Origin of the sequence: Enterobacter cloacae complex sp. IR5458 (genome assembly GCF_049238025.1) — a bacterium.
GTDB classification, from domain to species: domain Bacteria; phylum Pseudomonadota; class Gammaproteobacteria; order Enterobacterales; family Enterobacteriaceae; genus Enterobacter; species Enterobacter kobei.
Genome location: NZ_JBMKIF010000018.1, coordinates 1 through 20,976, shown reverse-complemented (window position 1 = coordinate 20,976; position 20,976 = coordinate 1). Strand labels below are relative to the sequence as shown.

The following is a 20,976-nucleotide window of genomic DNA, read 5'->3' as shown; positions in this document are numbered from 1 at the left end:
TTACGCAAAAAACTAAATTATTGTTTTTTGGGTTCGTCTTCCGCGAACACATCAATAAAGGCTTGCTGCTGCGGCGTCAGTTTCCAGGATGCAGGCACAACTGTCGCAGGAGTCTTACGTCCTTTGTGGACAGTGTCATGACGCTGACACATCTGTTTTACCGTTTCTGTACGTACCGTCACTGCCATATTCAACCCCAATATTTCCAGGCCAGGAGAGCAACCATCAGCCAGAACAGGGCGGAGACGAGAAAGACCGCCAGCCAGGCTTTACGCTTGAGCGCAGGATCCCTTTGCGGTTCTTCACTTCCTGAAGGCATTGCTAACCTCATACAATCGATATCGCTTATCATTTAGGACCAAACAATTGGTACAATTAATCATCTGTTGAGATAAATCCTAAAGAAACTTTAGCCGAAAAGCCAGTGAATTTACGCATCCGGAGGTATGAAATATTCATTCTTTTGACCACAAATAAATATTTGAAAAGAAAAATTTGCGTAGCCGTTAATTAGTTTCTATTTTTGTCGCCAATTCACGACATTAAAACCATACAAAATAAAAGGATAATGACAATATATGGCAGGGAGAGCGCAGATGATGATAATTCTAATTTAGCTTTAAGGCGGTATTTCGGTATCTTCCGTTAGGGAAAGATACCGGGTGTGATTATTTTGCGGGGAGTTTGATGTCTTTAAACATCTCTTCAATATCTTCATTTGAGCGTAATGCAACGGCGGTATCCACCACGTCACGCGTTAAATGCGGGGCAAAGCGCTGAATAAAATCATACATATAGCTACGCAGGAAGGTACTGCGACGGAAGCCAATTTTTGTGGTGCTGTGGCTAAAAATATCGTGTGCATCAAGACGTACCAGATCAGGGTCTGACACCGGGTCGACCGCCATGCTGGCAATAACGCCCACGCCCAGACCAAGCCGTACGTAAGTCTTGATGACGTCGGCATCGGTTGCGGTAAAGACAATGCGTGGGGTTAACCCGGCACGGTTAAAGGCGGTATCAAGCTCGGAACGTCCGGTAAAGCCAAACGTATAGGTGACTAACGGATATTGCGCCAGCTCTTCAATCGTCACCGACCCTTTCCCAGCCAGCGGGTGATCGGGAGTCACTACGATCGATCGGTTCCAGTGATAGCACGGAAGCATTACCAGATCGTCATACAGGTGGAGCGCTTCCGTCGCGATGGCAAAATCGGCATTCCCCTTCGACACCGCTTCAGCGATTTGCGTCGGTGACCCCTGATGCATATGCAAAGAGACGCGCGGATAACGCTCGATAAAGCCCTTAATGACGCCAGGTAATGCATAGCGCGCCTGGGTGTGCGTGGTGGCAATATACAGCGAGCCTTTATCTGGCCAGGTATGTTCTCCTGCAACAGATTTAATCGCATCGACTTTGGAGAGGACTTCACGCGCAATGCGAATAATTTCCTGCCCCGCTGGCGTCACCTGCGTAAGGTGCTTACCGCTACGGGCGAAAATCTGAATACCTAATTCATCCTCCAGCATGCGAACCTGCTTGCTGATGCCCGGTTGCGAGGTATATAGCCCCTCGGCAGTAGAAGAGACATTAAGGTTGTGATTCACCACCTCAACGATATAACGAAGCTGCTGTAATTTCATGCCAGACCATCCGATTTAGCGCACGCGGTCAATCGCTTAAGACGATTTGATAATAAGAAATGGGTTAACTATAACCACTATATCATTTATAGCCTGACTGTATAGTACGGAACAAAAAATAATAATAAGGTAATAAAAAAGGGCCGGAAGTCCGGCCCTTTCACAGGTAAGTGACGGTCAGGCAAGCTTATTTCTTGCCTTCAACCCATTTGCCATCGACAAAGAAGGCGGACCAGCCGGTCGCTTTGCCCTCTTTCTCTGCCGCCACGTACTGCTGCTTCGTTTTACGGCTAAAGCGAACCACCGTCTTATTGCCTTCAGGATCCTGCTGTGGCGCATCGGCCAGGTAACGCAGTTTTTCTGGCAGACGGTCACGGAAGCGGTGCAGTTCTTCAACCAGCGGCGCACGTGTTTCACGCGATTTCGGGAAGGTGTTGGCCGCCAGGAAGACACCCGCAGCACCATCACGCAGCACGAAGTACGCGTCGGATTTTTCACACGGCAGCTCTGGCAACGGAACCGGATCTTCCTTCGGCGGAGCCACTTCACCGTTACGCAGAATTTTGCGCGTGTTTTTACACTCGTCGTTGGTGCACGCCATGTACTTCCCGAAACGCCCCATTTTCAGGTGCATTTCAGAGCCACACTTCTCGCACTCCACAATCGGGCCGTCATAGCCTTTAATGCGGAATTCACCTTCCTCAATCTCATACCCGTCACACGTTGGGTTATTACCGCAGACGTGCAGCTTACGTTTAGGATCGATCAGGTAGCTGTCCATCGCCGTGCCGCATTTTTTGCAGCGGCGTTTAGCACGCAGAGCGTTGGTTTCCGCATCCTCACCTTCCAGCACGTTGAGAACTTCGTTCTCCGGCACCAGGTTGATGGTGGTTTTGCAGCGCTCTTTTGGCGACAGCGCATAGCCGGAACAGCCAAGGAAGACGCCCGTGGTTGCCGTACGAATACCCATCTTGCGGCCGCAGGTTGGGCAGTCGATGCTGGTCAGAACCATCTGGTTAGGCAGCATGCCGCCCTCTTCAGGATCTTTCTCCGCTTTTTCAAGCTGGTTGGTAAAATCGCTGAAGAAGCTGTCGAGAACCTTCTTCCACTCCGCCTTATGGCTGGCAACCTCGTCGAGGCTGTCTTCCATTTGCGCGGTGAAATCGTAGTTCATCAACTCGCGGAAATTAGCTTCCAGACGGTCGGTGACGATCTCACCCATTTTTTCCGCATAGAAACGACGGTTTTCAACTCGAACGTAGCCGCGATCCTGGATCGTCGAGATGATTGACGCGTAGGTCGATGGACGACCAATACCGCGTTTTTCCAGCTCTTTCACCAGCGACGCTTCACTAAAGCGCGCAGGCGGCTTGGTGAAGTGCTGAGCAGGAACGAGATCAACCAGAGAGAGCTCATCTCCCTTGTTCACCGCTGGCAGCGTACGGTCTTCATCACCTTTACGCAGCGCAGGCATGACTTTTGTCCAGCCGTCGAAACGCAGGATACGACCGCGCGCTTTGAGACGGAAGTCGCCCGCACCGACGGTCAGCGTCGTGGAGTCATACTTCGCAGGCGTCATCTGACAGGCGACAAACTGACGCCAGATCAGCTGATACAGCTTCTGGGCGTCGGCTTCCATATCTTTCAGCGACTCGGCTAACACAGAGACATCAGAAGGACGAATCGCTTCGTGCGCTTCCTGAGAGTTCTCTTTGCTGGCGAATTGATTGGCGCTTTCCGGCAGGTATTTTTTACCGAAGTTATCACTGATATAACCGCGTACCATGTTTACCGCATCCTGGCTCAGATTCGTTGAGTCAGTACGCATGTAGGTGATGTAACCCGCTTCATACAAGCGCTGGGCCATCATCATGGTTTTCTTCACGCCATAGCCAAGGCGCGTACTCGCCGCCTGTTGCAGGGTAGACGTGATAAACGGCGCGCCAGGTTTACTGCTGGTCGGTTTATCTTCACGTTCCAGCACCTGATAGCGTGCTTTTTCCAGCAACGCGACGGCAGCCATGGTCTGGTCACGGTTTTCAGGACGGAAAGGCTTATCGTTCTGATGGCTCACCTGCAGTGGCAGAGCGTCACCGCCCGGCGTGGTCACATTGGCGTCAATTTCCCAGAATTCTTCCGGCACGAAGGCTTTAATTTCGCGTTCACGCTCAACGACAAGACGCACGGCGACGGATTGCACACGTCCTGCGGACAGGCCACGGGCAATCTTTTTCCACAGCAGTGGAGAGACCATATAGCCTACAACGCGGTCCATAAAGCGACGCGCCTGCTGGGCGTTGACACGGTCGATGTTCAGCTCGCCAGGCTTCTCAAACGCCTGACGAATCGCATTTTTTGTAATTTCGTTAAACACTACGCGACTGTAGCGTTTGTCATCGCCCCCGATCACTTCCCGCAGGTGCCATGCAATGGCTTCCCCTTCGCGGTCAAGGTCGGTTGCGAGATAAATGTGGTCTGCTTTTTCAGCCAGCTGCTTCAGCTCGTTAACGACTTTCTCTTTTCCGGGCAGCACTTCGTATTGTGCATCCCAGTTGTGCCATGGGTTAACACCCATGCGGTTGACAAGCGCGCTACGTTCATCCTTTTTAGGCTTTTTAGCCCCTTTGGTGGAGGTAGAGTCTGCGCTCTTTTTGCTGGCTGAGCCACTGGTCGGCAAATCGCGGATATGACCCACGCTGGACTTAACCACGTAGTCATTACCCAGATACTTATTGATCGTTTTGGCTTTTGCCGGGGACTCAACGATGACGAGAGCTTTACCCATATTCACCTTTACCTAATTTAATTCTTCCAGGAATACGCCGCACGTTGATTTCCCTTCCGCTGACGACGAGCCAATGATATTGCGGCTGCGTCAGGAGATATCAACCCCTTTGTCCTACCGGGTGTCTGAGGAAAGACGCCCAGGTGATTGAGTTATCGGGTATTTTTCTCACACCTCGTATAATTCGTGACGAGTTCCCGGTCGAATGTCAAGCAATTCTGTTGCCAGAATGACGAAAGCGCACACTCTACCTGATAAAATTCGTTACGCAACTTTATTAGCATGCAAAAGCAAATCCCGCCAACCTGCCCCCTGTATCTTATCCCCTCACAAAACAGGGAAAATTTGCCCCCAAAGCGCCCCCGGCGTAGACTATTGTCACTGTTTAAGGAGTGGATTATGCAGAATACGACCCAACCTATTGACCGAGCCTCTCTGCTTATCGAAGCAAATAAGCTTATCCGTGACCATGAAGATACCCTGGCGGGCATCGAAGCCACCGGTGTAGAGCAGCGTAATGGCGTGCTGGTTTTCAGCGGCGAATACTTCCTTGACGAACAGGGATTACCTACCCCAAAAAGCACCGCTGTGTTTAATATGTTTAAATACCTGGCGCATACGCTTTCTGAAAAATATCACCTGGTCGATTAATGCAAAACGCGAGGCATATGCCTCGCGTTTTTGCTTACAGCAGCGGTTTTTGTCCGCGCTGTAGCCAGCGAAGCAGCAGGCGATCTGCGCTTTCCGCTGCACTGTTGGTAAAGCGGTCCATCAGGCGCTTACGCTGGGTGAACCGCACGCCTATCAACTCCCTTCCGTCCATCAGGTTGAGCAGCAGATCGTCGCTGGTCCCCACTTCATCTACCAGCCCTTTTTCCTGCGCCTGAATACCGTACCAGTGTTCGCCTGTCGCGACCTGCTCAATATCCAGCGTTGGGCGCATACGGTGTACGAAATCTTTAAACAGGTGGTGCGTTTCGTTGAGATCCTCACGGAATTTTTGGCGCCCTTCTTCCGTATTTTCCCCCAGCAGCGTCAGGGTACGTTTGTACTGACCCGCCGTGTGCAGTTCGATATCAATCTCTTTATTCTTCAGAAAACGGTTAAAGTTTGGGATCTGTGCGACCACGCCGATAGAACCAATGATGGAGAACGGTGCCGCAACAATTTTGTCCGCCACGCAGGCCATCATATAGCCACCACTTGCCGCGACTTTATCTACCGCCACGGTAAGCGGGATCTGCTTTTCTCGCAGACGCTGTAGCTGAGAAGCGGCCAGTCCGTAGCCGTGCACAACCCCGCCTGGGCTTTCAAGACGCACCACCACTTGATCCTGCGGAGTGGCCACGGCCAGAACGGCAGTCACCTCTTCCCGTAGCGAAGCGACTTCATGCGCATCCATACTGCCTTTAAAATCGAGTACATAGACGCGAGGCTTCGCGTCAGACTGTGGCGTTGCAAGCTTAGCTTTCGCCTTTGCGGCTTTGGCTTCCTGCTTGTGCTTTTTCTTCTGGGCCTTCAGCCATGCCTTCTGTTGATGGCTATCAAGCAGTGAGAGGGACATGTCTTCCTGCATCTCTTTGTACTGCTCGCTCAGACGGGTAATGCGTAACTCCCCACGCTGGCGTTTGCGCTGCGTGAGATTGACAATCAGAACGGCAACGACCGCAATGGCAATCACCACCGTCGCGATTTTAGCCAAAAACAACCCATATTGAGAAAGTAATTCCACGCGTTCCACCTTGATTTAACCACGAATCTTTCACGGCAGTGTACAACAGCCCTGCCTTTGCGTCTCGCCCGTGACATTACCTGTGCGAGCCATCTTCAGGAATCCCCGCCCGGCGGTTTAAATATTTGCAAATTGTTAATTTTACAGTAATACGTCCTGTAGACTGATTGAATTCTCACGCTAATTCGGGCATAAAGCCGAAAAGTCATTATGAAGGCGCCATTGAGTCACCGTGCGCCTGAGGAGTCACCGTGCACTATCAACCGCAAAAAAACCTGCTGCAGAACCGGATCATTCTTGTCACCGGTGCCAGCGCGGGTATTGGTCGCGAAGCGGCCCTGACGTATGCTGAATATGGCGCGAGCGTTATTCTGATCGGTCGCAACGAAGAAAAACTCAAAGGTGTCGCTCAGGAAATTGAAGCGGCAGGTGGCATACCGGCCCCCTGGTATACTCTTGATTTACTGACCTGTACGCCAGCGGTATGTCAGGAATTAGCCCAACGTATCAGCACCCATTATCCACGTCTGGACGGTGTGCTGCATAACGCCGGGTTGTTAGGCGAAGTTCGTCCAATGGATGAGCAGGATCCTGATATCTGGCAGCAGGTCATGCAGGTTAACGTCAACGGCACCTTTTTCCTCACCCAGGCCTTGCTTCCTTTATTACTCAAATCCGAGTCAGGCTCTCTGGTCTTTACCTCTTCCAGCGTAGGCCGTGAGGCGCGCGCAAACTGGGGGGCATATGCTGTCTCTAAATTTGCGACCGAAGGTATGATGCAGGTGCTGGCGGAGGAATATCAGAGCCGCCATCTGCGCGTAAACTGCATTAATCCGGGCGGAACACGCACCAAAATGCGTGCCAGCGCGTTCCCGACAGAAGATCCGCAGAAGCTGAAAACCCCGGCCGATATTATGCCACTCTATCTCTGGCTAATGGGCGACGACAGCCGTCGCAAAACCGGAATGACTTTTGATGCCCAACCGGGCCGTAAACCGGGGATTTCGCAATGAGTGAAGAACGTCACCAGCAGCGCCAGCAGCGTCTGAAAGAACAGGTTGATGCGCGCATTGCGTCAGCCCAGGACGAGCGAGGGATCGTCATCGTATTTACCGGCAACGGCAAAGGCAAAACCACCGCCGCGTTCGGCACCGCCACCCGCGCCGTCGGACACGGGCAAAAAGTGGGCGTAATCCAGTTTATCAAAGGCGAATGGCCCAATGGGGAGCGCAATTTGCTGGAACCTCACGGCGTTGAGTTTCAGGTGATGGCAACCGGTTTTACGTGGGACACGCAGAACCGTGAAACCGACACCGCAGCCTGCCTTGCTGTCTGGGAGCACGCCAAAAGAATGCTGGCCGATCCGACGCTCAATATGGTGCTACTGGACGAGATCACCTATATGGTCGCCTACGACTACCTGCCGCTGAATGCCGTGCTGGATGCACTGAAAAACCGCCCTGCACATCAGACGGTAATCGTCACGGGTCGTGGGTGTCATCGGGATATTCTGGAACTGGCAGATACCGTCAGCGAGCTGCGTCCGGTCAAGCATGCATTTGATGCAGGTATCAAAGCGCAGCCTGGGATTGATTACTAAAGAAAAAAGCCCGGTGCGTTCACCGGGCTTTTAGATTAACCGTTGTTATTCCGGCTGCCAGAGCGACGGTTGCTGCTGTTCACCTGGCTATGGCGTTTCACCGCACGACGGATCTGGTTCGCCTTCATACGACGACGATCTTTCTCCACCGCCACTTTTGAGGTGGTTTCCGGCGTTAGCCCCACCAGCTCGCGCAGGTAGTTGGTCTGGGTCAGATCCAGTTCGGTATAGCCGCCACGCGGCAGACCTTTTGGCAGCAGAATGTCGCCGTAACGAACGCGAATCAGGCGGCTAACCTGAACCCCTACCGCTTCCCACAGACGACGCACCTCGCGGTTACGCCCCTCTGTCAGGGTGACGTTGTACCACTGGTTAATCCCTTCACCACCGGTAAATTTGATGGTTTTAAACGCTGCAGGACCGTCTTCCAGCTGAACGCCACGCGACAGGTCGCGCAGTTTATTTTCATCAACCTGGCCGAAGACACGCACGGCATATTCACGTTCCACTTCACGGCTTGGGTGCATCAGACGGTTTGCCAGCTCACCGTCGGTGGTAAACAGCAGCAGGCCGCAGGTGTTAACGTCCAGACGACCCACGGCAATCCAGCGCGCACCTCGCAGTTTAGGCAGACGGTCAAACACCGTCGGGCGACCTTCCGGGTCGTTGCGGGTACACAGCTCGCCTTCCGGCTTATAGTAAGCCAGCACGCGGCAAATCTGTTCAGCAGACTCTTTCACGGAGATAAGATGACCGTCGATGCGGATCTTAAGCCCCGGTACGATTTCTACGCGGTCACCCAGCGTGGCGATTTTACCGTCCACACTCACGCGGCCCGCTTCAATAATGGCTTCGATTTCACGGCGCGAACCGTGGCCGGCGCGCGCCAGCACTTTCTGTAACTTCTCGCTCATTGAGCTTCCTCAGGTGTCGCCTTCACAGGCGTCGAATCAGGTCAAAAGAGGGCCTGGCCCTGCTTTGATGGCCGCGTAGTATATCTGCTTACACCTCTACAAGAAAGGCTTAACATCGCCCACGCCTTCACGAATCACTTCTGGCGCATCTTCGGTTAAGTCGACCACAGTGGTCGGTTGCTGACCAAGATAGCCGCCGTGAATAATCAGCTCAACCACCTTCTCCAGACGATCTTTGATCTCTTCCGGGTCGGACTCGGTAAACTCACTTCCCGGCAGCATCAGCGAAGTCGAGAGCATCGGTTCGCCGAGGGTTTCCAGCAGTGCCTGCGCAATCGGGTTGGACGGCACGCGCATCCCGATGGTTTTCCGTTTTTCCTGCAACAGGCGGCGCGGAACCTCTTTCGTCCCTTTCAGGATGAAGGTGTAGTTACCCGGCGTGTTGTTTTTAATCAGGCGAAACGCCACGTTATCAACATACGCATAGGTCGACAGCTCAGAGAGATCGCGACACATCAGCGTAAAGTTATGGCCGTCCGGAAGCTGGCGAATACGGCAGATACGCTCCATCGCCCCTTTGTCTTCAATTTTGCAGCCCAGCGCGTAGCCAGAATCGGTCGGGTAAACAATCACGCCGCCTTTGCGGACGATCTCCACGGCCTGATTGATCAGACGTGGCTGCGGGTTATCCGGATGAATATAGAAAAACTGACTCATACTTCCCTCTCTTCAATTTGCTGCGGCTGTTCCCAGAGCTGCCAGACCGGCTCAACGCCTGCCGGTAACCAAAGCTTGCGCCCCAGTTCAATCCACGCGCAGGGCTGATGGAAATCAGAGCCCTGCGACCCTGACAGGCCGAACTGGCGAGCATAAGTCGCAAGCTGCGCACGCTCATTGGGTGCCTGCTGACACTGGGCGACTTCCATCGCCTCGCCACCGCATTCAGCAAAGTGTGCCAGCAGTCTTTTCAGCCATTTAGCAGAAAGATTATACCGCCCCGGATGGGCCAGCACGGCCTTACCACCAGAATGATGAATCACATCAATAGCTTGTTTTATTGTACACCACTGTGGCGGAACGTATCCGGTTTTCCCGCGCGCCAGATACTTTTTAAAAACATCCGCCATGGTCGTTGCCTTGCCCGCTTCAACGAGAAAACGGGCGAAATGACCGCGCGTGACTGCCCCACCGTTCGCGAGCGCTTGTGCCCCTTCCAGCGCGCCCGGAATATGCGCCTTTTCCAGACGCTCGCCGATCATCTCCGCTCGCTGGTTGCGGCGCGTTTTTTGTTCTTGCAAAAACGTTACAAGTGCCGGATGTTCTATATCGATGTTCAGACCAACGATATGAATTTCATGGTTTTCCCAGACGGTTGAGATCTCAACCCCGGCGACCAGATTCAGCGCCAGCCCGCTGCGGGCAATCTCAGCGCGCGCTGCCGGAATGGCATCAGTGGTATCGTGATCGGTTATCGCCAGCGTGCCGACGCGCATCTCAACCGCGCGATGAACCAGGGCTTCGGGTGTCAGCAGACCATCAGAAGCCTGCGTATGGCTGTGTAAATCATAAATAATGGCGTAGGTGGTATCGCTCAAAGCACTTCCCATAACAGGTTGGAGACATCCGAAACCGCCATGATACCGACTTAACGCGAAATTCTGAAATCAAGGGTTGACAACTCGCCACCGAACCAGTTAACTAGTACGCAAGTTCACACGAGAAAGGTATCTGAAAATGACAGCACATTTCACTCTGCACGGTTGGTGGCGCACTTCCTGATTTTCGGGCAGTGTCACGCGTCTGCGAAATGCAAACAGATACCCAGCCCGCTACCCAGCGGGCTTTTTTTTGAACAAAATAAATGAGAACAACAACATGCAAACAGCCAAACCCCATCTCGACCTGCTGACCTGCGAGGCGGCCTATCGCCACAACCCGACCGCGCTGTTTCATCAGGTGTGCGGCGCACGTCCGGCAACGCTGCTGCTGGAGTCTGCAGATATCGACAGCAAAGACGATCTTAAAAGCCTGTTGCTGGTCGACAGCGCGCTGCGCATTACCGCTTTAGGTGACACTGTCACCATCAAGGCGCTTTCTGACAATGGCGCATCGCTGCTGCCGCTGCTCGATGCTGCCCTGCCTGCGGGCATCGAGAATAAACGTCACCCGGACCAGCGAATTCTGCATTTTCCTCCGGTAAGCCAGCTGCTGGACGAAGATGCCCGCCTTTGCTCGCTGTCCGTTTTCGACGCTTTCCGCCTGCTGCAAAATCTGGTCACCGTGCCGGAAGATGAGCGTGAAGCGATGTTCTTCGGCGGGCTGTTTGCATATGACCTGGTCGCCGGGTTTGAAGATTTGCCGGAAACCGAGCAGGGTAACCGCTGCCCGGATTACTGCTTCTATCTGGCCGAGACCCTGCTGGTGATCGACCATCAGAAAAAATACACCCGCATCCAGGCCAGCCTGTTCACGCCGTCCGCGGCTGAGAAAGAGCGCCTCGAAAATCGCATCGCTCAACTCCAGCAGCAAATGACGGAGGCGCCCCCTGCGCTGCCGGTACAGCGCGTCGAGCAGATGACGTGTGAGGTTAACCAGACCGACGATCAGTACGGGGCCGTGGTTCGCCAGATGCAAAAAGCGATTCGCGCCGGGGAAATTTTCCAGGTGGTGCCTTCCCGTCGTTTCTCTCTGCCCTGCCCGTCGCCGCTGGCGGCTTACGATGTGCTGAAAAAGAGTAATCCGAGCCCTTACATGTTCTTCATGCAGGACAATGATTTCACTCTGTTTGGTGCGTCACCGGAAAGCTCACTGAAATACGACGCTACCAGCCGCCAGATTGAGATCTACCCAATTGCAGGCACCCGCCCCCGCGGCCGTCGTGCCGACGGTTCACTGGATCGCGATCTCGACAGCCGCATCGAACTGGAAATGCGTACTGACCACAAAGAGCTCTCCGAGCATCTGATGCTGGTTGACCTGGCGCGTAACGACCTTGCGCGTATTTGCACGCCGGGTAGCCGTTACGTGGCCGATCTGACCAAAGTCGACCGTTATTCCTTCGTCATGCATCTGGTCTCCCGCGTGGTGGGTGAACTGCGCAGCGACCTCGATGTGCTGCACGCCTACCGGGCCTGCATGAACATGGGCACCCTGAGCGGCGCGCCGAAAGTGCGTGCGATGCAGTTGATTGCCGCTGCCGAAGGTCGTCGTCGCGGCAGCTACGGCGGCGCGGTGGGTTACTTCACCGCCCACGGCGATCTCGATACCTGCATCGTGATCCGCTCTGCCTACGTTGAAGACGGAATTGCCACCGTCCAGGCCGGCGCCGGGATTGTTCTCGACTCTGTTCCGCAGTCTGAAGCTGACGAAACCCGCAGTAAGGCTCGCGCGGTATTGCGCGCCATTGCTACCGCACATCATGCACAGGAGATTTTCTGATGGCTGACATTCTGCTGCTCGATAATATCGACTCCTTTACCTATAACCTGGCAGATCAGCTGCGTGCGAATGGCCATAACGTCGTTATTTACCGCAACCACGTACCGGCGCAGACCCTGATTGACCGTCTGGCGACCATGCAAAACCCGGTGCTGATGCTCTCCCCGGGTCCGGGCGCGCCAAGTGAAGCAGGCTGTATGCCGGAGCTGCTGACCCGCATGCGCGGCAAGCTACCGATTATCGGCATCTGCCTCGGTCACCAGGCGATCGTTGAAGCCTACGGCGGCTATGTCGGCCAGGCGGGCGAGATCCTGCACGGTAAAGCCTCCAGCATTGAACATGACGGCCAGGCGATGTTTGCCGGGTTACCGAATCCACTTCCGGTTGCGCGCTATCACTCGCTGGTCGGGAGTAATATTCCCGCCGGACTGACGATTAATGCCTCGTTTGAAGGGATGGTGATGGCGGTACGTCACGACGCAGATCGCGTCTGCGGCATGCAGTTCCACCCGGAATCGATCCTGACGTCACACGGTGCCCGTCTGCTGGAGCAGACCCTCGACTGGGCGCTACAGAAGCTGGAGCAGACCAATACCCTGCAACCGATTCTGGAGAAACTGTACCAGGCGCAGACCCTTAGCCAGCAGGAGAGCCACCAGCTCTTCTCCGCCGTAGTGCGCGGCGAGCTGAAGCCTGAACAGCTGGCCGCGGCGCTGGTGAGTATGAAAGTGCGCGGCGAAAGCCCGCAGGAGATCGCCGGTGCCGCCACGGCCCTGCTGGAAAATGCCGCCCCGTTCCCGCGCCCGGACTATCCGTTTGCCGATATCGTCGGCACCGGCGGCGACGGCAGCAACAGTATCAATATTTCGACTGCCAGCGCCTTTGTGGCGGCGGCATGCGGGATGAAGGTGGCGAAACACGGTAATCGCAGCGTTTCCAGTCGGTCTGGCTCCTCCGATCTGCTGGCCGCGTTCGGTATTAACCTCGACATGAATGCCGAACGTTCCCGAGAAGCGCTGGATGACCTGGGCGTCTGCTTCCTGTTCGCGCCGAAGTACCACACCGGTTTCCGCCATGCGATGCCGGTGCGCCAGCAGCTTAAAACCCGCACGCTCTTTAACGTGCTCGGTCCGCTGATTAACCCGGCCCATCCGCCGCTGGCATTGATTGGCGTATACAGCCCTGAGCTGGTCCTGCCGATTGCCGAGACGCTGCGCGTCCTGGGTTACCAGCGTGCTGCCGTGGTACACAGCGGCGGTATGGATGAAGTTTCTCTCCACGCACCGACGCTTGTGGCCGAGCTGAACAACGGCGAAGTGCTTAGCTATCAGCTGGAGGCGTCTGATTTCGGCTTAACACCCTATCATCAGGACGCGCTGGCGGGCGGCACGCCGGAAGAAAACCGTGACATTCTGACGCGCTTACTACAAGGTAAAGGTGAGGCCGCGCATGAGGCCGCCGTGGCAGCCAACGTCGCCATGCTGATGCGTTTGCACGGTGAGGAAGACCTGAAGGCTAACGCCCAAAAAGTTCTGGATGTACTGCGCTCCGGTGCAGCTTACGATCGCGTTACCGCACTTGCGGCAAGAGGGTAAAGAATGCAGACCGTTTTAGCGAAAATCGTTGCCGATAAGGCCATCTGGGTGGAAGCCCGCAAAGCAGAGCAGCCGCTTGCCAGTTTCCAGAATGATGTTGTTCCCAGCAGCCGTCGTTTCTATGACGCCCTGCAGGGCGCACGCACCGCCTTTATTCTGGAGTGCAAAAAGGCCTCTCCGTCAAAATGCGTTATTCGTGACGATTTCGACCCGGCGCGTATCGCCGGTATTTATAAGCATCATGCGTCCGCCATCTCCGTGCTGACGGATGAGAAATATTTCCAGGGCAGCTTCGATTTTCTGCCCATCGTCAGCGGCATCGCGCCGCAGCCGATCCTGTGCAAAGACTTTATTATCGACCCGTATCAGATCTGGCTTGCGCGTTTTTACCAGGCTGACGCCTGCCTGCTAATGCTCTCGGTACTCGACGACGAGCAGTATCGCCAGCTGTCTGCCGTAGCGCACAGTCTGAACATGGGCGTGCTGACCGAAGTAAGTAATGAAGAAGAACTGGAGCGCGCCATCGCGCTGGAAGCCAAAGTGGTCGGCATTAACAACCGCGATCTTCGCGACCTGTCGATTGACCTGAACCGTACGCGCCAGCTTGCGCCGCGTCTGGGTTCTGGCGTCACGGTAATCAGCGAATCCGGCATTAACAGCTACGCTCAGGTGCGCGAGCTGAGCCACTTCGCCAACGGTTTCCTGATTGGTTCCGCCATGATGGAACATGACGACCTTAACGCCGCGGTACGTCGCGTCCTGCTCGGTGAAAACAAAGTGTGTGGCTTAACTCGCGAACAGGATGCCCTGGCCGCGTATGACGCGGGGGCCATTTACGGCGGCCTGATCTTTGTTGACGCCTCGCCTCGTGCCGTCAGTGAGGAACAGGCGCGCAATGTGATCGCAGCAGCGCCACTTAGCTATGTGGGCGTGTTCCGTAATGCGGATATCGCAGACGTCGTGGCAAAAGCCGAAACGTTATCCCTGAGTGCGGTGCAACTGCATGGCGATGAGGATCAAGCCTACATCGATAAGCTGCGTGCAGACCTCGCCCCTCAGGTGCAGATCTGGAAAGCGCAAAGCGTGGGTACCACCCTGCCCGCACGTAACCTGAATCATGTTGATAAATATGTGCTCGACAACGGCCAGGGCGGTACGGGTCAGCGTTTTGACTGGTCACTGCTAAATGGCGAAAAGCTGGACAACGTCCTGCTGGCGGGTGGATTAAGCCCGGATAACTGCGTGGAAGCTGCCAAAGCGGGCTGCGCAGGCCTCGATTTCAATTCAGGCGTAGAGTCACAACCGGGTATTAAAGATGCCAGCAAACTGGCCTCGGTTTTTAACACTCTGCGTGCATATTAAGGAAGAGAAGATGACGACATTACTTAACCCGTATTTTGGTGAGTTCGGCGGGATGTACGTCCCGCAAATCCTGATGCCCGCCCTGCGCCAGCTGGAAGAGGCGTTCGTCAGTGCGCAGAAAGATCCGGCATTTCAGGCGGAATTTACCGACCTGCTGAAAAACTATGCGGGCCGTCCGACAGCGCTGACGAAATGTCGCAACCTGACCGAAGGCACAAACACGACGTTGTATCTCAAGCGTGAGGATCTGCTGCACGGTGGCGCACATAAAACTAACCAGGTTCTCGGCCAGGCGCTGCTCGCGAAGCGTATGGGGAAAACCGAAATTATTGCTGAAACCGGTGCAGGCCAGCACGGCGTAGCCTCTGCGCTCGCCAGCGCCCTGCTGGGCCTGAAATGTCGCATTTACATGGGTGCGAAAGACGTTGAGCGTCAGTCTCCGAACGTGTTCCGTATGCGCCTGATGGGGGCGGAAGTGATCCCAGTGCACAGCGGCTCCGCGACGCTGAAAGATGCCTGTAACGAAGCGCTGCGCGACTGGTCTGGCAGCTACGAAACCGCGCACTACATGCTCGGTACCGCGGCGGGTCCGCACCCGTTCCCGACCATCGTGCGCGAATTCCAGCGCATGATCGGTGAAGAGACCAAAGCGCAGATCCTTGAAAAAGAAGGTCGTCTGCCGGATGCGGTGATCGCCTGCGTCGGCGGCGGGTCTAACGCCATCGGCATGTTTGCTGATTTCATCGACGACACCCGCGTGGGTTTGATTGGCGTCGAGCCTGCCGGTCACGGCATTGAATCGGGTGAACATGGCGCACCGTTGAAGCATGGTCGCGTGGGGATCTACTTCGGTATGAAATCGCCAATGATGCAAACCGAGGAAGGCCAGATTGAAGAGTCCTACTCTATCTCTGCGGGCCTGGATTTTCCGTCAGTTGGACCCCAGCATGCGTATCTGAACAGCACGGGTCGCGCGGATTACGTTTCTATTACCGATGACGAAGCGCTGGAAGCCTTCAAAACGCTGTGCCGCAGCGAAGGGATTATCCCGGCGCTGGAGTCTTCCCACGCCCTGGCGCACGCGCTGAAAATGATGAAAGAGAACCCGGAAAAAGAGCAACTGCTGGTCGTTAACCTTTCCGGTCGCGGTGACAAAGACATCTTCACCGTTCACGATATTCTGAAAGCACGAGGGGAAATCTGATGGAACGCTACGATAATGCATTTGCCGAACTGAAATCCCGCCAGGAAGGCGCGTTCGTTCCCTTCGTTACGCTGGGCGACCCTGGTCCGGAGCAGTCGCTGAAGATTATCGACGCCCTGATTGAAGCGGGTGCCGACGCGCTGGAGTTGGGTATTCCGTTCTCTGACCCGCTGGCGGATGGCCCGACCATCCAGAACGCCACCCTGCGCGCGTTTGCCGCAGGCGTGACGCCCACTCAGTGCTTCGAGATGCTGGCGGCGATCCGCCAGAAGCATCCGACGATCCCGATTGGCCTGCTGATGTACGCCAACCTGGTGTTTAACCGTGGTATTGATGAGTTTTACGCCGAGTGCGCGCGCGTGGGTGTCGACTCCGTTCTGGTGGCAGACGTACCGGTAGAAGAGTCTGCGCCGTTCCGTCAGGCGGCGATGCGCCATAACGTGGCACCTATCTTCATCTGCCCGCCAAACGCCGATGATGAACTGCTGCGCCAGATTGCCTCCTATGGTCGCGGGTATACCTACCTGCTCTCCCGTGCGGGTGTAACCGGCGCGGAGAACAAAGCGGCGTTGCCTCTGCATCATCTGGTCGAAAAGCTGGCCGAGTACCATGCCGCGCCTCCGCTGCAGGGCTTTGGGATTTCATCTCCCGACCAGGTCACGGCGGCGATTGACGCTAACGCAGCCGGTGCAATCTCAGGCTCCGCTATCGTTAAAATCATTGAGAAGAACGTGGACAAGCCAGAGCAAATGCTGGCTGAGCTGAAAACCTTTGTCAGCGCAATGAAAGCAGCAACGCGCAAAGCGTAATCTCTCCACCGTCTGGCTTCGCCGCCAGACGGTGTTTCTTTAGCGCCGCCATTCTGGGCACTGCCACGCACATTCGCCTGCTTTTATCGACTTGAACGAATTTGAAAATAAAGTTACTGACCGCAACAAAATAGCTCGGTGCGGCTTAGGATTCAGGTCGTGGACTTGCCTGTACCGGATATGCCATTATATGATTTGGTTAAATCTTTGTATTTATCTCCTGAATGAGGTTAATACAAAATGGCATACGATTCAGGCGATAAGCGGTGGTGTACTTGGATTATTTATTAACATTCATAGAAAGCAATCCGGCTCTGGCCATTGGATTTAATCTTATTCTGCTGGTCATCTCTGGTTTCTTTGCGCACCTGATGTGCAAATTCCTGCTCATAAAAATCGTTCGTAAGGTCTTCTTTTCCAGCCATAAACAGGATGTCCCGCTGGAAAAAGATCGTCGTATTGCCGAGAAGCTGTCGAATTTCATTCCGGTTATTATCGTTTATTACGTCCTGCAGTTTATGCCCAATATGCCGGCATCGCTGGTGACGGCAATAAATACCATCTGTGGGATTTTATTCTTTATTTTTCTGTCGGTTTTCTTCAATGAGATGCTGGATATTGTCAACAGCTCTTATTTACGCAAGACGAAGCGTAAAAATCACTCTATCAAAGGCTATATTCAGATAGGGAAAATATTTATCCACATCATCGCTGCGATCATGATCCTTGCCGTCATGTCGAATAAATCCCCTGCGATCATTATTTCCAGCCTCGGGGCCGTAGCAGCCGTACTGATGTTAGTCTTTCAGCACACCCTGCTTTCGCTCGTGGCCAATATCCAGCTTTCGTCAAATGATGTCCTGCAGTTGGGGGACTGGATTGAAATGCCCGATAAGAACCTGAGTGGCGAAGTGACCGACATAGCGCTGCACACTATTACCATCCGTAACTGGGATAACACAATCTCGCGTATCCCGACCAAAAACTTCCTGACCGAAACGTATACCAACTGGCAGGCCATGTTTTCGTCAGGGGCGCGCCGGATTATGCGCAGCACCACTATCGATCAGCACTCCGTTAAATTCCTCACTCAGGAAACGCTGGCCCCGATGCTGGCCCTGCGCGGCACGAATGAACCGCTGGCAAAGCTCATCGACGGGCGTGATCCCATGGGCGTACCGGACAGTTGGTTTATGGATAATGGCCTGACAAATTTAACGCTTTTTCGGCACTACCTGATGGCATGGCTCGCCGATCGGCCTGATATTATCAAAGATATGTATATTGTCGTGCGAACGCTAAAGCCTACGCCGTCGGGTATTCCCCTGGAAATTTATTGTTTTACCTCATCCGTACTGTGGATGGAGTATGAAAATACCCAGTCAGCGATATTTGAATACATCACCGCTGTCGCCGGTCAATTCTCGCTCCGCTTATATCAGCATCCGGCTGGTCATGATTTCTGGCGTTTATCACAGGAATACAGCCTTCGGGACCGCATCCCGCCTCCGGGTGAAGGATAATTGTCTCAGAAAACAGGTCGGCTAAACAGAATAACAATTTTCCTGGAGCCATAAAAAAACCCGCACTCGGCGGGTTTTTTGTTATCAGTGAAGCTTAACTGCTCAGACTCGCGTCTTCATCGCTATCGTAAGGGTCACTGATAACAGGCGCGACTTACAGCGGAGAAACATTACCCGCTGCCGGGCCTTTAGCGCCATTTTCAATGGTGAAGGACACTTTCTGGCCTTCATCAAGCGATTTGAAGCTGTCGCTCTGAATAGCAGAGAAATGTACGAATACATCTTTGCTGCCGTCGTCAGGCGTGATAAAGCCAAAACCTTTATCAGCGTTAAACCATTTTACTAAACCAGTCATTTTATTAGACATAGATAATTCCTTATTTTTTGAGCCACTAAGCGCGGCGATGATGGCCTGTATTTAGAGAGTAACTTATTTGGCACTTAGGAGGAGGCTCACGAAGAAGAGTATCTATTGATAACACCTGAACTGAGGACTGCTTTACTAAACTGCGTTTATAAGGTCTGTATTCCAAACCGATGACGCTATTTAGGCACAGAAAATTTTTTTAAGCAAAGTTTTTATTTTTTATTATAACCGCTTAAACACCCGGACGGCTGAATGGCAATGGAAACTAAAGCCGCTGGGGCCATGTATTCGCATCCTGTGATAGCCAAAGCATATTGCCTCTTTTAGTGACGGAGAGCTCCCTGAAAGGGGGGATCTTATCGGCACCATTTCAAACTCTTCTCAAGTCTACCAAAATCAACTTAAAGCCCGTATACTGCGGTTTCTAGCCCGTATCTTATCTCCTGTTATCAACTGGACTCAACCGGAATCAAGTTACAGTTGGGGGCATAAGTGGGGGCATTCTGTGTTCGGTCCAGGGAGATGCCCCCAATGAAGCTAAATGCACGACAGGTAGACGCTGCGAAACCCAGAGAGAAAGCCTATAAGCTTGCAGATGGTGCTGGTTTGTATCTTGAGGTTGTTCCTTCTGGTTCTCGATACTGGCGGATGAAATATCGCTTCAATGGAAAAGAGAAGCGTATGGCTTTTGGGGTCTATCCGGCAGTGTCCCTTGCACAAGCGAGGGCACTGCGTGATGAAGCCAAGAAAAAGCTGGCTGAGGGTATCGATCCATCATTTGCTAAGAAAGAAGAAAAGCTGGTTCGGGATGTGCAGCTCAACAACACGTTCCAGTCTGTGGCGCTTGAATGGCACGGAACGAAGGTAAGCCGATGGTCAGAAGGTTATGCCTCCGACATTATCGAAGCTTTCAATAAAGATATTTTCCCCTATATCGGCCAGCAGCCGGTGAATGAAATCAAACCGCTGGTTCTGCTTAATGTGCTGCGTCGAATGGAAAGCCGTGGCGCGACAGAGAAGGCCAAGAAGGTTCGCCAGCGTTGCAGTGAAGTCTTTCGTTACGCCATCGTGACTGGTCGTGCGGAATATAACCCTGCAGCGGATCTTACCAGCGCGATGTCAGGGCATGAATCGAAGCATTATCCCTTCCTTACCGTTGAGGAGTTACCTGATTTCTTTAAAGCTCTCTCTGGTTATACAGGCAGCCCGCTGGTTGTTCTTGCCGCACGTTTGCTGATCCTTACGGGAGTTCGCACCGGCGAGCTTCGAGGTGCTTTCTGGAGTGAGTTTGACCTTGAGAAAGCGGTGTGGGAAATTCCTGCCGACCGAATGAAGATGAAACGGCCTCACCTTGTCCCCCTCTCTACCCAAGCACTAGAGATCGTACAGCAGCTCAAAGTGATGTCTGGGCAATATCCTCTGGTGTTTCCTGGGAGGAATGATCCCCGCAAAACGATGAGCGAAGCGAGTATTAATCAGGTGTTTAAGCGGATTGGATACACGGGGAAGGTAACGGGGCATGGTTTCCGTCACACGATGAGTACGATTTTGCATGAGGAAGGGTTCAATACGGCGTGGATTGAAACCCAGCTGGCTCACGTTGATAAGAATGCGATTCGTGGGACGTATAACCATGCTCAGTATCTGGAAGGGCGTAGGGAGATGATGCAGTGGTACGCCGACTATATTAATAACATTGGCAAAAATAAACTTATCATAGCCTTATGATACTAGCTCCGAATTTAGCCGTTTATTGGTAGATAACGTGAAAACTCAAGCAGAGTTCCTCCGTTTTGGAGGAGCTCTGCACTAGAAATTTTTTTTGCTAATTTACATTTACGATTAATTCAGAAACGTTACATTTGCGTCTGACGGTCTAATTAATACCAAAGATGAAACTCCCTGATTACTCGAAATTTTAAGTTACGGTGACCTGCACAATGGATCTGATGTAGCCCCCTGAAACACCAGACAGTAGCTGTATCTCCAGATAAGAGATAGGCT

Annotated in this window: 20 protein-coding genes and 1 other annotated feature; of the genes, 11 read left to right on the top strand and 9 right to left on the bottom strand. The window is 53.5% G+C overall.

All coding sequences use genetic code 11. The annotated features are described in order from the left end of the window. Positions 1–17: 17 nt before the first annotated feature. The 4 genes from ACOTYN_RS15280 to topA form a co-directional block, all read right to left on the bottom strand. On the bottom strand, positions 18–188 hold the full coding sequence (locus ACOTYN_RS15280) for a hypothetical protein (protein ID WP_045135519.1): 171 nt from the start codon (positions 186–188) through the stop codon (positions 18–20). Positions 189–190: 2 nt separating this feature from the next. Then, positions 191–331 (bottom strand): YmiA family putative membrane protein, encoded by a 141-nt coding sequence (locus ACOTYN_RS15275; RefSeq protein WP_213391151.1) that lies wholly within the window; start codon positions 329–331, stop codon positions 191–193. 337 nt (positions 332–668) lie between these two features. Further along, the gene (gene cysB, locus ACOTYN_RS15270; RefSeq protein ID WP_006175683.1) at positions 669–1,643 is read right to left on the bottom strand and encodes an HTH-type transcriptional regulator CysB; all 975 of its coding nucleotides are present in this window, start codon (positions 1,641–1,643) and stop codon (positions 669–671) included. Positions 1,644–1,830: 187 nt separating this feature from the next. Further along, on the bottom strand, positions 1,831–4,428 hold the full coding sequence (gene topA, locus ACOTYN_RS15265) for a type I DNA topoisomerase (RefSeq protein WP_023330550.1): 2,598 nt from the start codon (positions 4,426–4,428) through the stop codon (positions 1,831–1,833). 399 nt (positions 4,429–4,827) lie between these two features. On the opposite strand from topA, the gene ACOTYN_RS15260 reads away from it, so the two are divergent. Then, positions 4,828–5,079: a YciN family protein gene (locus ACOTYN_RS15260; RefSeq protein WP_003856804.1), complete on the top strand. Its 252-nt coding sequence runs from the start codon at positions 4,828–4,830 to the stop codon at positions 5,077–5,079. Positions 5,080–5,113: 34 nt separating this feature from the next. Here the strand turns inward: ACOTYN_RS15260 and sohB are convergent, their stop codons facing one another. After that, complete coding sequence (gene sohB, locus ACOTYN_RS15255; RefSeq protein ID WP_014884092.1) at positions 5,114–6,160, bottom strand: protease SohB; 1,047 nt, start codon at positions 6,158–6,160, stop codon at positions 5,114–5,116. A gap of 251 nt (positions 6,161–6,411) precedes the next feature. On the opposite strand from sohB, the gene ACOTYN_RS15250 reads away from it, so the two are divergent. After that, positions 6,412–7,173: a YciK family oxidoreductase gene (locus ACOTYN_RS15250; protein WP_096218512.1), complete on the top strand. Its 762-nt coding sequence runs from the start codon at positions 6,412–6,414 to the stop codon at positions 7,171–7,173. Continuing rightward, on the top strand, positions 7,170–7,760 hold the full coding sequence (gene cobO / locus ACOTYN_RS15245; RefSeq protein WP_023337380.1) for a cob(I)yrinic acid a,c-diamide adenosyltransferase: 591 nt from the start codon (positions 7,170–7,172) through the stop codon (positions 7,758–7,760). Before ACOTYN_RS15250 ends, cobO begins: the two co-directional genes overlap by 4 nt. 35 nt (positions 7,761–7,795) lie before the next feature. Here the strand turns inward: cobO and rluB are convergent, their stop codons facing one another. From rluB to rnm, 3 genes are all read right to left on the bottom strand, one after another. After that, the gene (gene rluB, locus ACOTYN_RS15240) at positions 7,796–8,674 is read right to left on the bottom strand and encodes a 23S rRNA pseudouridine(2605) synthase RluB (RefSeq protein ID WP_014884095.1); all 879 of its coding nucleotides are present in this window, start codon (positions 8,672–8,674) and stop codon (positions 7,796–7,798) included. A gap of 96 nt (positions 8,675–8,770) precedes the next feature. Further along, on the bottom strand, positions 8,771–9,391 hold the full coding sequence (locus tag ACOTYN_RS15235) for an L-threonylcarbamoyladenylate synthase (protein WP_003856793.1): 621 nt from the start codon (positions 9,389–9,391) through the stop codon (positions 8,771–8,773). After that, positions 9,388–10,269, bottom strand: a complete 882-nt coding sequence (rnm, locus tag ACOTYN_RS15230; RefSeq protein ID WP_045135522.1) for an RNase RNM — start codon at positions 10,267–10,269, stop codon at positions 9,388–9,390. The genes ACOTYN_RS15235 and rnm overlap by 4 nt, the downstream gene beginning before the upstream one ends. Positions 10,270–10,408: 139 nt before the next feature. Between rnm and trpL the strand changes: the two genes are divergently transcribed. From trpL to ACOTYN_RS15195, 7 genes are all read left to right on the top strand, one after another. After that, the gene (gene trpL, locus ACOTYN_RS15225) at positions 10,409–10,453 is read left to right on the top strand and encodes a trp operon leader peptide (protein ID WP_106993556.1); all 45 of its coding nucleotides are present in this window, start codon (positions 10,409–10,411) and stop codon (positions 10,451–10,453) included. Next, positions 10,430–10,524, top strand: a sequence feature (Trp leader region). (Overlaps the previous gene by 24 nt.) 25 nt (positions 10,525–10,549) lie before the next feature. Further along, the gene (locus ACOTYN_RS15220) at positions 10,550–12,112 is read left to right on the top strand and encodes an anthranilate synthase component 1 (RefSeq protein WP_023330555.1); all 1,563 of its coding nucleotides are present in this window, start codon (positions 10,550–10,552) and stop codon (positions 12,110–12,112) included. Continuing rightward, the gene (gene trpD / locus ACOTYN_RS15215; RefSeq protein ID WP_014884098.1) at positions 12,112–13,707 is read left to right on the top strand and encodes a bifunctional anthranilate synthase glutamate amidotransferase component TrpG/anthranilate phosphoribosyltransferase TrpD; all 1,596 of its coding nucleotides are present in this window, start codon (positions 12,112–12,114) and stop codon (positions 13,705–13,707) included. The genes ACOTYN_RS15220 and trpD overlap by 1 nt, the downstream gene beginning before the upstream one ends. Positions 13,708–13,710: 3 nt before the next feature. Then, the gene (trpCF, locus tag ACOTYN_RS15210; protein ID WP_332958318.1) at positions 13,711–15,069 is read left to right on the top strand and encodes a bifunctional indole-3-glycerol-phosphate synthase TrpC/phosphoribosylanthranilate isomerase TrpF; all 1,359 of its coding nucleotides are present in this window, start codon (positions 13,711–13,713) and stop codon (positions 15,067–15,069) included. 10 nt (positions 15,070–15,079) lie between these two features. Beyond that, positions 15,080–16,273, top strand: a complete 1,194-nt coding sequence (trpB, locus tag ACOTYN_RS15205) for a tryptophan synthase subunit beta (protein WP_014884100.1) — start codon at positions 15,080–15,082, stop codon at positions 16,271–16,273. After that, entirely contained in the window at positions 16,273–17,082 is an 810-nt protein-coding gene (gene trpA, locus ACOTYN_RS15200) for a tryptophan synthase subunit alpha (RefSeq protein ID WP_014884101.1), read from the top strand. Before trpB ends, trpA begins: the two co-directional genes overlap by 1 nt. A gap of 266 nt (positions 17,083–17,348) precedes the next feature. Continuing rightward, entirely contained in the window at positions 17,349–18,605 is a 1,257-nt protein-coding gene (locus ACOTYN_RS15195) for a mechanosensitive ion channel family protein (RefSeq protein WP_023330557.1), read from the top strand. Positions 18,606–18,759: 154 nt separating this feature from the next. Here ACOTYN_RS15195 and cspE read toward each other — a convergent pair whose 3' ends face one another. Next, on the bottom strand, positions 18,760–18,972 hold the full coding sequence (gene cspE, locus ACOTYN_RS15190; protein ID WP_014884103.1) for a transcription antiterminator/RNA stability regulator CspE: 213 nt from the start codon (positions 18,970–18,972) through the stop codon (positions 18,760–18,762). Positions 18,973–19,503: 531 nt separating this feature from the next. On the opposite strand from cspE, the gene ACOTYN_RS15185 reads away from it, so the two are divergent. Continuing rightward, positions 19,504–20,700, top strand: a complete 1,197-nt coding sequence (locus tag ACOTYN_RS15185) for a tyrosine-type recombinase/integrase (RefSeq protein ID WP_032230790.1) — start codon at positions 19,504–19,506, stop codon at positions 20,698–20,700. Positions 20,701–20,976: the final 276 nt, after the last annotated feature.

Excerpts from the sequence above, each read along its gene's own strand:
- trpCF (WP_332958318.1), top strand. The coding sequence starts at position 13,711 with ATGCAGACCGTTTTAGCGAAAATCGTTGCCGATAAGGCCATCTGGGTG.
- cysB (WP_006175683.1), bottom strand. The coding sequence starts at position 1,643 with ATGAAATTACAGCAGCTTCGTTATATCGTTGAGGTGGTGAATCACAAC.
- rluB (WP_014884095.1), bottom strand. The coding sequence starts at position 8,674 with ATGAGCGAGAAGTTACAGAAAGTGCTGGCGCGCGCCGGCCACGGTTCG.
- trpB (WP_014884100.1), top strand. The coding sequence starts at position 15,080 with ATGACGACATTACTTAACCCGTATTTTGGTGAGTTCGGCGGGATGTAC.
- ACOTYN_RS15280 (WP_045135519.1), bottom strand. The coding sequence starts at position 188 with ATGGCAGTGACGGTACGTACAGAAACGGTAAAACAGATGTGTCAGCGT.
- ACOTYN_RS15185 (WP_032230790.1), top strand. The coding sequence starts at position 19,504 with ATGAAGCTAAATGCACGACAGGTAGACGCTGCGAAACCCAGAGAGAAA.
- cspE (WP_014884103.1), bottom strand. The coding sequence starts at position 18,972 with ATGTCTAATAAAATGACTGGTTTAGTAAAATGGTTTAACGCTGATAAA.
- topA (WP_023330550.1), bottom strand. The coding sequence starts at position 4,428 with ATGGGTAAAGCTCTCGTCATCGTTGAGTCCCCGGCAAAAGCCAAAACG.
- cobO (WP_023337380.1), top strand. The coding sequence starts at position 7,170 with ATGAGTGAAGAACGTCACCAGCAGCGCCAGCAGCGTCTGAAAGAACAG.
- ACOTYN_RS15260 (WP_003856804.1), top strand. The coding sequence starts at position 4,828 with ATGCAGAATACGACCCAACCTATTGACCGAGCCTCTCTGCTTATCGAA.
- trpA (WP_014884101.1), top strand. The coding sequence starts at position 16,273 with ATGGAACGCTACGATAATGCATTTGCCGAACTGAAATCCCGCCAGGAA.
- ACOTYN_RS15275 (WP_213391151.1), bottom strand. The coding sequence starts at position 331 with ATGAGGTTAGCAATGCCTTCAGGAAGTGAAGAACCGCAAAGGGATCCT.
- trpD (WP_014884098.1), top strand. The coding sequence starts at position 12,112 with ATGGCTGACATTCTGCTGCTCGATAATATCGACTCCTTTACCTATAAC.
- ACOTYN_RS15235 (WP_003856793.1), bottom strand. The coding sequence starts at position 9,391 with ATGAGTCAGTTTTTCTATATTCATCCGGATAACCCGCAGCCACGTCTG.
- ACOTYN_RS15220 (WP_023330555.1), top strand. The coding sequence starts at position 10,550 with ATGCAAACAGCCAAACCCCATCTCGACCTGCTGACCTGCGAGGCGGCC.